This is a genomic window from Oryzibacter oryziterrae (assembly GCF_021864535.1).
Classification (GTDB): Bacteria; Pseudomonadota; Alphaproteobacteria; order Rhizobiales; family Pleomorphomonadaceae; genus Pleomorphomonas; species Pleomorphomonas oryziterrae.
Genome location: NZ_JAKJIC010000001.1, coordinates 333,746 through 347,838, shown reverse-complemented (window position 1 = coordinate 347,838; position 14,093 = coordinate 333,746). Strand labels below are relative to the sequence as shown.

General features: G+C 58.7%; 9 protein-coding genes. 2 read left to right on the top strand and 7 right to left on the bottom strand.

Annotated elements, in window-relative coordinates:
• Positions 1-2 precede the first annotated feature (2 nt).
• Positions 3-2,207: a peptidase domain-containing ABC transporter gene (locus L2I41_RS01580; RefSeq protein WP_237151741.1), complete on the bottom strand. Its 2,205-nt coding sequence runs from the start codon at positions 2,205-2,207 to the stop codon at positions 3-5.
• Between the two features lie 126 nt (positions 2,208-2,333).
• Positions 2,334-2,810, bottom strand: coding sequence for a hypothetical protein (locus L2I41_RS01575; protein ID WP_237151740.1), 477 nt, complete (start codon positions 2,808-2,810; stop codon positions 2,334-2,336).
• 602 nt (positions 2,811-3,412) lie between these two features.
• Between L2I41_RS01575 and L2I41_RS01570 the strand changes: the two genes are divergently transcribed.
• Together L2I41_RS01570 and L2I41_RS01565 are read left to right on the top strand one after the other, a co-directional pair.
• Positions 3,413-3,778, top strand: a complete 366-nt coding sequence (locus L2I41_RS01570; protein WP_237151739.1) for a hypothetical protein — start codon at positions 3,413-3,415, stop codon at positions 3,776-3,778.
• An 82-nt stretch (positions 3,779-3,860) separates the two neighbouring features.
• Positions 3,861-5,216 carry a glycosyltransferase family 2 protein gene (locus tag L2I41_RS01565; RefSeq protein WP_237151738.1) on the top strand — a complete coding sequence of 452 codons (1,356 nt, stop codon included), beginning with the start codon at positions 3,861-3,863 and terminating at the stop codon, positions 5,214-5,216.
• Between the two features lie 37 nt (positions 5,217-5,253).
• On the opposite strand, the gene L2I41_RS01560 is transcribed toward L2I41_RS01565, so the two are convergent.
• From L2I41_RS01560 to L2I41_RS01540, 5 genes are all read right to left on the bottom strand, one after another.
• Positions 5,254-7,746, bottom strand: coding sequence for a hypothetical protein (locus L2I41_RS01560; protein ID WP_237151737.1), 2,493 nt, complete (start codon positions 7,744-7,746; stop codon positions 5,254-5,256).
• A gap of 237 nt (positions 7,747-7,983) precedes the next feature.
• On the bottom strand, positions 7,984-9,090 hold the full coding sequence (locus tag L2I41_RS01555; RefSeq protein WP_237151736.1) for a hypothetical protein: 1,107 nt from the start codon (positions 9,088-9,090) through the stop codon (positions 7,984-7,986).
• Positions 9,091-9,191: 101 nt separating this feature from the next.
• A complete protein-coding gene (locus tag L2I41_RS01550) occupies positions 9,192-9,851 on the bottom strand; it encodes a hypothetical protein (RefSeq protein WP_237151735.1) in 660 nt (219 codons plus the stop codon).
• Positions 9,832-11,541, bottom strand: a complete 1,710-nt coding sequence (locus L2I41_RS01545) for a rhamnosyltransferase WsaF family glycosyltransferase (RefSeq protein ID WP_237151734.1) — start codon at positions 11,539-11,541, stop codon at positions 9,832-9,834. Before L2I41_RS01545 ends, L2I41_RS01550 begins: the two co-directional genes overlap by 20 nt.
• A gap of 17 nt (positions 11,542-11,558) precedes the next feature.
• Positions 11,559-14,072, bottom strand: coding sequence for a hypothetical protein (locus L2I41_RS01540; protein WP_237151733.1), 2,514 nt, complete (start codon positions 14,070-14,072; stop codon positions 11,559-11,561).
• Positions 14,073-14,093 lie beyond the last annotated feature (21 nt).

Sequence of the window (14,093 nt, the reverse complement as noted above, 5' to 3'; positions counted from 1 at the left end):
AGTCACTTCTTCAGATTCAGATGACGATGCTGCTGATCCCACAGATTGCGGTAGATATCGCACCGGTCCAGAAGATCTTCATGCGGACCGTTGTCGTAGACGAGGCCACGCTCCAGCACGAGAATGGAATCGGCCTGTACCAGCGACGATAGCCGATGCGAAATGATGATGACCGTGCGCCCGTTGGCAATGTTCAACAAGTTGGCGTTCACGATCGCCTCGCTTTCGGCGTCCAGAGCGCTGGTGGCCTCGTCGAGGATGAGAACCTTGGGATCGTTGATCAGGGCCCGCGCAATTGCGAGGCGCTGACGTTGCCCGCCGGACAAGTTGGCGGACCCTTCGAAGATGAAAGTATTATATCCATCCGGCAGGCGTTCGATGAACTCCTCAGCCCCCGCCAACCGCGCCGCGCGAACGACCTGGTCAAACGATGCGCCGGGACAGGCCGCGCGGATGGAATCCGCCACCGTCCCACTGAACAGGAAATTGTCCTGCAGCACCACGCCGATACTGGAGCGGACATGGTCGACGTCGAACTGACTGAGATTGATCCCGTCGATGCGGATCATCCCGAGATAATCGGAATGCAGAACCTGAAGCAGGCGCGTGATGGTGGTCTTGCCGGATCCGCTGCGCCCGACAATGCCGAAGATGGTTCCCTGGGGAATGGTGAAGGTCAGCTTGTCCAGCGCCGGCGTCAGGCTCCCGGGATAGGAAAACGTGACGTCCCTGAACTCGATGCGGCCGGTCAGCGGCGTATGCAACGCTAGCGATGAGCGGCCGGATTCCTTGGGCTGATTGACCAGCGCCCGGATCGTCTCGACCGCAGTGCGGGCCTCGTCATAGGCTTGGATGAGCCCAGACAACTGCATGAGCGGCGCAGCCACGCGCATGGTCAGCATCATGAAGGCAAACAGAGCACCCACATAGACCTGCTCGTGGGACGTGATGGCCAGGTAGACCGCAACGGCAATGACGCCGGAGGTCATCAGGCGTTCCAGCGGCAGCAACACCGTACTGATCAGGTTGACCGTGCTGGATTCGTCGTAGCGCAGGTTGGCGGCACGGGCGACCAGAACGTCCCATTCGCGACGACGGCGATCGTCGAGGGACAGCGATTTCACCGTCCGTATGCCATGCAGAGTCTCGACCAGGAAGGCACCCTTGTTGCCCTCCGCCCTGAAGACCCGCTGGTTCTTCACATGAAGAACCGGCAGCATCACAACAATCCAGACGCAGATCAGAGCGCACAGAGCGAGCACGATGAGGGTGAGCTTGACGCTGAACAGAAACAGCACCGGAATGAACACGATCAGGATCAGGGAATCCAGGGCGACGCCAAACAGTTGATCCGTCAGAAAGTTACGGATCTTGGTCAATTCGAACATGTCGCGCGTTATAACGCCGGTCTGACTGCGTTCGAAAAAGCTGATGGGCAATTTCAAGAGTTCGTCGAACAGCTTGTTCCAGAGCGCCACGTCGATGCGGCGGACGATGTTCTGCGACATGTGTCGCTTCAACCAGGCAAAGGCCGTTTCAAATGTCACCAGGATGACCATGGCAATGCAGAGCACCACCATCGTATTGGACGCGTTGTAGAACAGGACCCGATCAATCAGAAGACGCCAGAATACGATCGGCGATGCACTCAGCAGACCAAGCATGAAGGACGCCAGCAGGAGATCCCGAACGATGGTCCTCGACTGAAATATCCGACCTGCCACAGATCGCAGGCCAAAGGGCTGCGCATCGCTCTCGAACGGATAGTCCCGCTTGAGGAACATGATGTCGCCGGTGCAGGCGGCCTCGAAACGTATGGCGTCGAGCCGAACCATAGCGTCGCCGGCGGCAAGAGGATCCTGGAGTGTCAGGACGACGGTTCCCTCCGCCTCCTCCACCTTGACCAGAACCATCGCCAGTCCACTCTTGAGCAGGACGATCGAAGGCGGCAGCTTTTTCAGGCGAAGCAGGCCATATCCTGCCTTGAGCTTTGTTACAGACGACCGCAGACCGATCAGAGATGCGACACGTTCCAGATCGCTCCAGCCGACGCTCGACGCCGGAGCGCCGAGAACACGCTCGATCCGCTCCGTCGACCATACCTGATCGTGATGACGACCGACGATGACCAAGGCTTCCACCAACGACCGCCCGACCGGCGCGGGTGTTTCGCGGGCCGCAAGTTGCTTCGGCGCGGTCGTCGTCAATATTCCCCCCTTTGTCACTTGATCAGAAAACTAGGCGACCTGCACGATCCACCAGCCCCTGCACGCCCGCATGATCACGCAAGGCTTTGCCCGACACCCACGCACAATACAATCCTCGCTCAAAGGCTACTCCGACTGTTGGCGCCTCTCATGGAGTCGGTCAGCCGACGCAGCAATCGCCTCCTGCCATTGCTCGACCCAAAGCAGCTTGTCTTCATCCGGCGCCCGGCCTTCGTGATAGCCAATCTCGTTGAAATGCGTATCGCCATCGGCGATTTCTCCGGACGCAACCGCCTCGGAAACATCAGGATTCCGCTCATAGTACCATTCTTCATCAACCGGGAAATACGCAGGCAACCGCCCTTCCTGATATCCGGCGACCGCAAAGTGATCGAGTTCGCTTGCCAGATCGCCAGCAGCTACGGCAGCCCCCACATCCGGGTTCTCGGTTCGATACCAGATCGGATCAAAACCGACAGACACAGCCGCCGCCTTCACAAAGAGGCGAAACAGATCCTGCGACATCGTAACGGACAGCCCATCCTCGGATATCTCAAGGCCATCCTTGAGAATATGAAACGGCGGGAAATATCCGGTCTCCATGTTCACTCCTTCCGTCGCGCCAGTCCTTGAACTGGCATCATCAGGTCAAGCCACCTTCATCCAACCAACGACAACATACTCAACGCCGCTGATGGCCCGGTCCGTAGGGCTCGCATGCCAAGCTCGTCACAAAGACGAAACAACCATTAATAGAAAGTTAATAACTCAATTAGCATTTTTTACTATCAACGAGACGAGCGAATCACGATCGCAATCCTTGCCTTAATCCCGCGATCACCCCCCCGCCAAGACGGCTCAGTTACAAATCAGACGCATTTTCACTTTCCCCGAGCTATGCAAATACAGGTGAGCTAAACCACCACCCCCACCACAAACAGCACAATTCAGAGGTAAATGACAATCTCCCATAACTATAAAAATCCAGAAATTCACAACAAAATCAGCTTACTACCCTTTGCCCAGTGTTAACATTCGGCAGATTTTCCGTATCCACCGGGCGTTTGCTAGTCAACGACTCACCTACCCCGTTTGTAACAAGTTATCACATCTCAACACAGGTTGTCATGCGTTTGCGCTAGACCGTATGGCGTCCGATTTGTTATGAATTGGCTGTAAAATCCACGCAATGAAGGATTGTACTCATGGCTTCCGTTACTGGTGGCAAACACCACTCTAGCCTTGTTAATCCGAACGCGTTGCAGGATCAGTTTGCGGCGACCAATTTTGGCTCGATTCATGACCAGCTGCTCAGCAGCGGTCTTGGCGAAAGCGGCTCGGCCTTTGGGCTGAATACCGAATTCGTGGCATCGAACCTCGGCACGAGCGATCTGACCGGCGGCGCGCACGGTCCGCTGACCTTCGCGGGTCTTGGCGGCGTTACCACCGAAAGCGTGCTTGCCACGCAGACGGTTCAGCCGGGAGGCAGCGTGTCGTTGCAGTTCGCGGACGGCTCGTCGATCAACATCGTCGGGACCAACCACATCGACGATAGCTTCTTCCAGGGTTGATGCCTTTTTTCTCAGGGGCTATGCTTTTGAGGTCGTCGGTACCCAGCCGGCGACCTTTTCATATTCACAGTGCAGTAGACCGATGAATATCGTTGAGCAGCTCGAAGTCGCCAGTACCTATTTTTCGATCGGTGACGCCAGAGGCCTGCGACGCATATTGATATCCGCCTTTCCTGACGCAAGCGATCGAGACTTTGCACCGCAACTGGTTGACCTGACCCTCAAGGGACGGGAATTCACCGCACCATTGCCGCCCACAAGCGCAAAATTCGTCGCCAACATCCGCAATCTTCGCCAGCGCTGGCCCCATGGGACAGCGAATGTTCACCCGAACCGCCAAGATGGCCGGCGCGAGATCGGGACGGACTTCGACTTTCTCGGCGCCCGGCACGAGGTTGGCGACTGGACGATCGCCCAAGCACTCGCCTATCTGTTTCTGCGCAAGGTCAAGCCAACCCAGACTGCCGCCGTCGTCGGCACCATGAGGGACGATGGATTATATGCATTGGAGTGGATCGCACACTATCAGGCGCTTGGGTTTGACCGCATCGTCATCTACAGCAACGACAATGCCGATGGCTCCGAGCATTTGCTGCGGCGCCTCGCCGAACATGGCGTCATCATCTTCGTCGAAAGCCAGATGGACACAGGCATTCGTCCGGAGGTCAAGGCTTTCGATCACGCGCTTTATTTCATTCCCGAAGTGCGCGAGTGCGAGTGGGCGCTCTTCGTCGATTCCGACGAATTCCTGATGCTCGCTCCAAAATATGAGAATGACATCAAGCGCTTCGTCGGTTCGCTGCCGCGCTCTGTTCAGGGAAGCGGCCCGGCCGCCGTGCTGTTCGAGTGGCTGTGGTTCAACAGCGACATGATTTTCGAGCGTCGAGGCGGCCTTCTGCAGGAACGCTTCCAGCATGCTGCACCGCATTGGCTGACGAAGCCGCTGGTCCGTTTGCAGGACTTGTTGACGATGCGCTTGCAGCACATTCCGGAACTTTTCCATCGGACCACGATGGTCAACAGCGAGTTGCAGCCGGTCGATTTGGCCACCGTGTGGATGCCCCACGCGCCTGCTTATGGCGGTGGTCGGTTGAACCACTACTGGCCCAAGTCGTTCCAGGAATATTCCTTGAAGAAGGCACGCGGCGACACGCTGCAGGATGTCGACAACGAATATAGCCGAAGCTTCGTACAATTCTTCGAATGGAATGCGGCGGACACGCCGGAAAGTTTCGTTGCGGCCGATGAGCCCTTGCTGCGGGCGGTGAGGCAGCGCTGTGAGGCTCTCAGGGCGCTGGACGGCATTCGCGAAGCCGAGGCCGCCGTCGAGCAGCGTTTCGAGACGCTGACGCAGCGCTACGACTCCGAGGGCGGATTGCGTGCCATCTACGACCGCCTCCTCGCCAGCACGACAACACATACGCTGCCGACGAGTTGACGATCGCCGCGCTTGTACCAGCTGGTGACGCTGAGGATCATGATGCCGACGAAGAATCCGGTGGCAATTTTGCCTTGAGAGAGTTGACAGTCAGCCAGGCGAAATGGCTGCGGGCGCCCTGTTCCGCCATAGCCACCGTGATCTGGACACGTTGAAGCTGCCCCGTCGCGGGGCAAGATAGGGTCAAGGTCTTGCGCTCGAGTGCTTCAAGAACTGTGGACACGGGAGCAGACGGCGCGCCGTTCTCCGGGACAAGCAGCAGCGTGACACATACCGGTTGCGCCTCGGCGTGCGCCAACTCGACTTCCGTAGTGATTTCCGCTCCGCCCAGATTGAGCCAATCCTGGAACACGAGCCCAATGCTCGGTGCCCAGCCATCGTTGGGATGCAGTATGAACGAGCCCTCGTTGCCCAGAAAATCGCAGAAGTCGTTGGCGTTGAGCAACTCTATCCGTCCGCTCTTCGCCATGTTGACGAAGTCGACCTCGCTCCTTGCCTTGAACAGGGTGCGCTCGATGCGATCTCGATCGATCCACTTGACGAATTGCTCGATCGTTTGCTGAATTGCCTCATGCGTGAAGGGCATCGCGGGCCGGAATTGCGAGGCCACTTCATGCGGAACTGAGCCGAACAACTGCCCTGCGTCCGCAAACAACATCTGCTCGCGGAAGCGGTCTGCGGCAACACATTGAACCGAGGCGACCTTGAAGAGATCCGGATATTCGGCTGAATCGAGGCGCTGTCCTGCTTTACCCACCGCAATCGTCCGCTGCAGCAACTGAATCTGCTCGCCGAACAGAATTGTCTGCGCAATCTCGGAAAACTCGGCCCGGTCCAAAAAACCGGCCCCGGGGATGCGTTTCACGAAGCGTTCGAAGTCGGTCCACGCATTCGCCGCATGGCGTTCGGCCCTTTCATATTCGTTGAGCGAATAAGCGATGACGCTGGCCATGAACGAGCCGTTCAGCTGCCGAATACGCGAGTGGGCCGGGAGCAATTCCCGATCGGGCACACGGCACGATGCAAAGGCGCGCTCGGCCTGTTCCAGTTGATCTATCCGCAGCAACAAGGACGCCTTCACATATTGAAGCGAAAGACGCCACCGGACGCTCAGCATGTACAGCGAGTTGCCGGCATCGGAATTGACGGCTCCGAGATAGGGAATGGCAATCTGCGAATGCAAGATCCCATCTATGCTCGAAATGGCCTCATCGACCTCCGCACGCTCGGCCTGTTTGGACGACAGAAGCTTGTAAGCGTAGATGCAAGCCGCTTCCATCGCGACCAGGAGAACCTCGACGTTGCATGGCACCGGCAGCGACCGTATCAGGTGCCGCACCATGGCCCGATAGGCATGGATGGAATCATAGGCCCGTCTCTGGATTGCTGTGAAATATCGTTCGAACTTGAGGGGACCGCAGGAGAGCGCGCGTTCCAGTCCCTTGACGGTGCCATATCGCACCAGCCACCACCCCGTATCACCGGCTTCATCCTGCCAGTCATTGCCCAGCAGACTTCCTTCCACGTCGCTGGTCACTATATCGAACCGCGCACCATCCCTTGCTTCACGCAAGTAACAAATCTGGTCCGGGAACAATCCACTTGTATTTGGGCGCGCAAGGCGGCGAACATCGGCCTCCGTTGAAAGCACATCCTTGGGGAGTATAGCAATGACGCAGGAGTCGACATTGCCTGGGGAAGCCAGGGCAATTCTCGCAAGCGCCGTCTCGATCTCAGCCCCTCCGCCGGATAGGAGAATGGTGTGCTGCGCGCCGCTGTCAGGATAGTGTGCGTCTTCCATGACGCGGACGTCACAGCCGAGCGCCTGCCACAGCGCATGCGCGCCTTCCGCCAGCTTCGGAAATCCCGCGTCGACGATGACGTCGATCGATCTGAGATTGTGCAGCACCCCGTCGAGCATCCGAGCCGTCGCCTGCAGCAGCCCGGCACCAAGACGCAGGCGATTCCTTTCCGTCCGATTGACCGTAGACCAGTTGTTTCCAGTCGCTGCACGTCCCGGCAGTTCGGACGACTCTTTGTCCCCGGTCGATGACAGCACCTCGGACAACTCACTCGCCGCGTCCGCATCCCACAAACTCGCGTGCTCTTTCACACGCAGAAAAATCGAGATGACGTGGCTTTCTCCGTTCCACACGAAGACCTCGCGGCTGAGTGCAGAAAAGCCGGTCGGACAGACGACCAAGCAAGTTGCCCCCGCCTTCCCAACGAAAGCGACATAGTCGGAGACATGTGCGAGGAGGCCGTCGACAGTTCTGGCGGCGGCTTCGCATTCGGTATCCGCCTGACATATCAACGTCGCATAACGACCGCTCCCCGTTGCAGCCAGCAGACTGGCGGAGTCGGTCGAGCCGGCGGCGATAGCTCCAGTCCCAGGCAGTTGAAAGACGCCACAATACACACCATGCCGGCGGACGAGCTGCGGAATCCGCTCGTCCAGACGCCCGTCGAACAGAATGCCACCGGGGCCACATTGCGCCAGAATGTGACGCACCGCATCAAAGACAGACAAAGCCTTACCTCACACCGAATTCCGCGCCGCCATATTTCGCAGATCTGCTGAAATAGTCGAAAGTGAAGCCAGTTCACATGCGACCGACGCCCCCTCCTCAATTCGCCGAGCCCTTCGACGAATCCTGCTCGTCGCACGATCGCATCTTCGGGTACACGAGCGTTAACGCAGAGCCTAAGCCGGAAATTCCCGTCCGTGGACAAAGCCAGCACACCATCTTGCCCGCGGTCGCCGCCACTATTGCCCCAAGAGATCGGCCAACCTCTGGCGCAGACTCTCAAGAGCCGACACCCGCTCGTGCAACTCGGCCAATTCCCGGCGGGTTCGGTCGAGTTCGGCAATGATGTCCTGCCCATCCACCAAGATTCTGTGGCGCGGCGCGTCTTCGCCCTGCTCTTCCGAAGCGGGTGGCGCCTCGATCGTCAGAATCTCGTGGGTGGAGTCAGCGGAAACGATCCGCAGTCCCACTTCTGGCAGGCGTATAGTGAGCCACTCGGCGCAGGGCTCTCCCTGCCCTCCCCAGCGCTGACCTGTGTATATTTCACCCCCTGCACCGGAGTTGAACACGATTCCGGTTCCCTGCCCAGCGCCCTTGATCTGTATGGCGCCCCAGTCGAACACCGTCGTACGAAAATCGAGCCCGATATGGGCCTTTTCCATATCCGAAACGATCAGGCGCCCATAAACTGGGTGCAGCGAATTCTGAAGATAGATCCCTGCCTCGAATTGACCGCGCCGCAAGTCCGGAGCGCAATCGAAGTTCTCGCAAATGATCGACAGGGCGTGCGAATTGGGATTACCGAAGCCGACGACTGTGATGCCGTGCTTGGCCTTGTTGGGGAAAACCCCCGGCTTGCCGGCGTTGATGACATCGACCTCGATACCGGTCAGCGAACAGTCGTAGTCCTCCCGGGCACAGTCCCGGTTGGTCCCCTCGGGCACCAGCGCCTCGACTACCGATCCGCTGCCGATCAGATAATCCGACCTGGCGGAAAAGAACGCCCCCCAGGCAGCAGAACCATTCTGGATGGCCGCACCGTCGCCCCAGATCGGCACCGCATTGGCGCCCGGCAGGAAGTTGCTGACCTCGGACATCAACAGCTGATAATGATTGTGCGTGTCGTGATAATTTTCAGGGGTCTGCTTGGCAAGATCGACCGGCTCGACCGGTTCCCCCTTGAAATTCTCCCAGCCGGTATTGGCGTCTAGAATGTCCGACAGATAGATCCGGCCGCTTAGTCTGGTAGACAAGCCCTCATATTGTTTCCAATAGCCCGCAGCGCGAGGATGGGTCGGATTGACGTAGGAAGGCCCCTCTTCGATAGGGAATTTCTGGCCTGACATGTCCATTCTCTCCAACGAAAAGTCTTCAACGGGATAATCGGCTCTCGATATGAAACGTGAGACCGACGAACAATTCATGCAGAATTGGCACTAGCCCAGATCTACAAGCTCAGAACATATCCAGGCAGATCGAGGCCGACCGGTGTCTCAAGCCTCGCATATTTGCGGCCGATCAGCACGCGGACCGTCCCGCATTTCAAGATCGCATGCGGGCGGGCCGCCAGCGGCAAGCCTACTGGCCAAGCCATGGCAAAGCCGCAGTTGCCGCGCGCGATCCCCTTGACCGTCAGATCCTGACGAAATTGATCGGCGCGGAAACTCATCGTAAAGCCATCCGAGGCGGTCACCTTTGCAGTCAATTCCACATTCGCAGGGCCGTCAGGCGTGTGCGCGTCCCATGCCCACCCTCGGAAACCGCGGAAATCGACATGGTCAACGAAGAGGGCCGACATCGTTCCGGTGACACGGTCTTCCGGAAGCGGGACCGGCGTAGCCGACCGACTGCCCGACACACCCACAGTCAGATCCGCGGCATGCATCCGCAACACCTCGGGCGGCACGAGAAATTCGAAACCGTGCCGATGAGTCTCGTCAATAGTCAGCAGGAAATTGGCATCGGATAGCGAAAGGTTTGCCGGCTGGCTAGCGATGGCGACGCCGTCGAGCCGCAGCTCCACCGTCGGAACAACTTGCCGATCATCCTGCGAAAAAGCCCAGCCGAAAACTCGGCGCCCGGCACGATCAACGATGAGGCGCGGCATCGTCCGTCTCCTTTGCGACCGTGGTCGTCAGATAGCGGAACAACAGCCAGCGGCACCAGGAAAAGGCATCAACCGACCCGTCCGGAACCCGCACAGCCAGATGAAGATCCATAACTTCCTTGGTCGGTTCCGGCAGCACCGCAGAGATCTCCACATCGTCCACCGGATGCACGACATTCCATGACGAGGCATTGGGCGACACCCAGACATCATCGTCAGGAGCAGCTAGCGTATCCTCGCCGTCGAGGGCCGGCACGAGGGCGAAAGCAAATTCCATCGGGCTTGCCGAAGCATGTGCGATTTTCACGACAGCCCGAAGTTCCCGCACACCGACCGGCACGGCCTTGTGCAACACAGCCGTTATCGGCGTTCCGGTAACCGGATGGGTCTGTATCGAGCGCTCTTCCGGAAAGCTCACCTGATCCCAATCAATTCCCGGCGACGTACTCGTCTGCAACGCGCGGATCATTTTCGAAACGGGGATGATGTTGCATGGGTCTTCAGTCGCTCCGCCAGCCACCTTATGTGTCGACCCGACGCCCTCCTCCACCGACAGCGACAGGAACTCCCTCCCTTGGCGATCGCAGAAGGCTCGCGCCCTTGAAAGATCATAGGCATCGGCAATGATCGGGGCGCGACGATAGCGGGGCATCGCATCGGTACGAATATCCGGGGCTGCGCCGCTGTGGACACGCTCGACATAGGCGACGAACTGCGAGGTCTCGATCTCAAGGGATCGATCGATGGAGAACTGGAGCCCGCCCTTCGACAGACGATTGGCCAGAGCCGGATCCTCCAGAATCGCCATCATGGCCTTGGCCAGCGATTCAGGGGTCTGATGAGCAAGGAGAACGCCATCCTTGTCCGAGTAGTCATGAAGATTGTTGCTGCGATAGACGTCCACCACCGGCAAACCACATCCCATCATCTCGAAGGGGATGCGCGACGGATTGGACGAACTGATGCAAAGCCCCACCACGCAGGAGTTGTAGAGATCATTCAAACCGTGCGGCGGGAGAATGCCAAGGTTGACGACCGGATACCAAAGCCGCGCCGGCGTATCATTGCCATAGAAGGCGATCTCGCAATCGGGATGAAAATGCTTGACGATCCCTAGGGCTTCGATGCCGATCCGGGCACAGCGGCGCGGCTTTTCGGGCTGATAGATGAAGCAGATGCGCTTTGGTCGATCCTCATAGGCGGTCTTCAAGCCATAGGTCTGGTTGTCAAAGCCAAAGTCCATGGTGAAGGACGGCGCCTGATAGTCGAGCTGTTGCTTCTTTGCGAGCCAGTGCCCCAGCGTGACAAAGGTTGAGTCGAACAGGAAGTTGTTTTCCGCAGTCAGGTAGGCGTCGCCGACCGGATTGAACCAGGCTTCGATGTCCTGAATGAGATGCACCAATCGGCCGGTGAACTGGCGGCGGATCGCTGCTGGGGTATCCCATCGGGTCGCAATGGCCAGATCGGCCGTATCTAGACCGAACGGAAAGACCCCAGCTCGCAGGCCTGATATCCCGTAGTAGCGTTCCACCAAGGCGGACAGATCTCCGCCAAGCGCCTTGCCGTCGGGCAAGAACGATACCGTAACGTCGTGTCCCCTCGACCTCAAGGCATCCGCGTAGGTGAGTATCGTGCGCACTCCACCAGATCCCTTGATCGGCGCCGGCGACACCATTGCAATCCTGGCCATCTCTCAAATCCCCCAAATCACGCGACGCGCACGCAAAGAATGACGGAAAGCGGCACCATCATCATCGCCGGTCTTGAAATCCTCACCGTAAATTCGCCACCCTCAGGCACGAAGGCGGCACTAGCCGATGTCTCCGGATACTTGGTCAGATCGCCGGTCATCGCCTTTTCATGTCGCGACCGGTCGCGCGTGTCGTGCACGCAGGTCAACACGGCATCGACGACAAATGCACGCGCGCCCAAGTTCCGGAAGGTGACGCTGCATTCCGCGTCGCAGACCCGGGCTGCCGACAGGATCGCTCGACCATCCGCAGAGAAATACGCCAGCTTCTGCGCGTCATGGTTCTCGCCTTGCGTGGTGAAGCGTACTGAATAAGCCTGAGGCGTCTCACCGGCGCTCGCATGAAACCCGGCCATCTTGAGCAACAGGCCATCAGCTAAGGCTGGACGTGTCCGTTGGTACTCGGGCAATTTCCAGTAGACATTTGCTTCCAAAAACTGTTGTGGCGTCGCATAGGCCGCAAAGGTACGCCAGTAAGGCGAACTCAGACTTTCCACATTGTCCGACAGGTTGTTTTCCTCGTGCGCCCAGGTACCGAACAGTTCGAATTCGTCGTCGGACGGAAAGGCAATGAGGGCGGCATAGGCATTTCGGTAGGCAGCCGCATCAAGCAGGGTCGACACGAGGCCCGATCCCTTGGTCATCGCGTGATTGGCGCCATGTTCGCGGATCGCACCGCGCGCCGCATTACGCAGCTTGCGCAGTTCATTCCGCTGCCGGAAGCTTTTGCTCTCGCTGCCGAAAACCGGGTCTCCCTGATCGTCATATCTGTTCACTGCGCCCAGATGCGAGGAGCAAACCTGTTCGATGATTTCCTTGGACTGGAGACCGAGACGGCTGCTTTGCACCGGGCTGCCACCGTCATAGAGCCAGCCCTTGGCCCTCAGGCCCAGCATATGCTCCACGTGCGAAGACGTGTCCGTCGCCATATAGAGGCCATGCAGTGAGACCGGATAACCAATGGCACCCAGAATCCGCTCCAGCAACCGCTGCGACCGCCCCGACCATCCGACGTCAGCGACATAGAGGTGTCCCTGCTCGATGCCGACGCCGTGACGCGCAAAGACGGCATCCACATAGCGTTTGAACATGTCCCGCCGCGCCGCCGAGTAGGCGAGCGTCTGTTGCCGCAAGTCCGCGTTCCTGGCGAGCTCGGCGATCAAGACAGACGTCAGCGGGGTGTCGGCAATGAGGGGAAAATCGAGATAGGCGGCAGGCAGTGGCTCTCCGGATAGCTTCTCTGCGTCCAATCCGACGAGGGTGCAGAAGGAGCGCATGGTAAAGGGGGTGCGACGCGACAGCAGGAAGGTCTCGAGTTCGTCTTCGGAGAAATCGAAAAATGACGCACTGAAGAGGATGGCGCGTGACGACAGGAACGGAATCGAGAGAAAATCGGTCCGGCCGATCTGCGCTGCCACCGACTGGAAGGTCTCGCTGAGCAGCAGGCCTTCGCGAGTCAGGCAAAGGACCGGCGCGTTTCCCTGCCGCTCCACCTCTTCAAGCAGCCAATGCGCATAGGCCGCCAGCGTGGGGCCGACGATGAAGGCGCCGATCCGCTCGCTGACGGACATCGGCACTTCGATCCCCGTCGCGTTGAGATGCGACCTCCTCACCTGCTGCAGCACCGACATGACGGGGACTTCCGAAGCCTGACCAAAGGAACGCATCTGCGCTTCCCGATCGACAAGCGCCGGATAGATGTCGACAAATTTCGGGTAATGCAGGGTCCTGACACCGGCCAGACCGGGTACATCAACGTCTGCGTGCCAACTGTCCCCGACGTGCAGTACAGCGGACGGCTGAAGCCGCCGCTCGGACAAGACAAGGGAGACCAGGCCGGCCTCCTTGTCTATTCCATAGTCCGACGAGCAGTGGATATTCTCAAGTGCGAACTCCGCAGCCCCCTTCCCCACCAACAACTGCGCAAGCTGCTCCCTGGACAGATAGGTATTGGAGATGATCAGAACCTGTTTGCCGGCGGCCACGGCATAGTCGATCGCCTCGGCGATCACGGGATCAAGGCAGGTCCGGGCGGCTTCGACTGCGACCTCGGTGTCGGCCGCACGACCACGAGCTTCAGCACCGAGGCCGGTGAACTCGGCGTAGATTTCGGCAAGTGAAACCTCGTGGAAACGACCTTCGCGGGTCTTGCGCTGCCGAGCCTTGCCTTCGGCGATGATCCGCGCTTGCATGAACTTGGCCGGAGTAAAATCGACAGGAAGAATGCCTGTGGCAACCAGCCTCTCCCCCAGTTCCCAGAACAAATCCACAGGCTGCTGATAGGGCCGCCACACGATGGTGTCGAAGAAGTCAAAGCTGACCGCTACCAGCGAAGGGTCGTCGCAAATCGCCTTCAGGCGATCCAGGAAAGCATGTCCGCCCGCAGCAACAAAGCGATCCTCATCCTGCAACGTCTCGTAGTTCCGGAACCTTTCGGCCTGGGCCGTCGGCTGGCCTCTCAATTCAGTCATCGGAGCAACTTCTCTCTAGTA

Excerpts from the sequence above, each read along its gene's own strand:
- L2I41_RS01550 (WP_237151735.1), bottom strand. The coding sequence starts at position 9,851 with ATGCCGCGCCTCATCGTTGATCGTGCCGGGCGCCGAGTTTTCGGCTGG.
- L2I41_RS01575 (WP_237151740.1), bottom strand. The coding sequence starts at position 2,810 with ATGGAGACCGGATATTTCCCGCCGTTTCATATTCTCAAGGATGGCCTT.
- L2I41_RS01540 (WP_237151733.1), bottom strand. The coding sequence starts at position 14,072 with ATGACTGAATTGAGAGGCCAGCCGACGGCCCAGGCCGAAAGGTTCCGG.
- L2I41_RS01545 (WP_237151734.1), bottom strand. The coding sequence starts at position 11,541 with ATGGCCAGGATTGCAATGGTGTCGCCGGCGCCGATCAAGGGATCTGGT.
- L2I41_RS01565 (WP_237151738.1), top strand. The coding sequence starts at position 3,861 with ATGAATATCGTTGAGCAGCTCGAAGTCGCCAGTACCTATTTTTCGATC.
- L2I41_RS01570 (WP_237151739.1), top strand. The coding sequence starts at position 3,413 with ATGGCTTCCGTTACTGGTGGCAAACACCACTCTAGCCTTGTTAATCCG.
- L2I41_RS01555 (WP_237151736.1), bottom strand. The coding sequence starts at position 9,090 with ATGTCAGGCCAGAAATTCCCTATCGAAGAGGGGCCTTCCTACGTCAAT.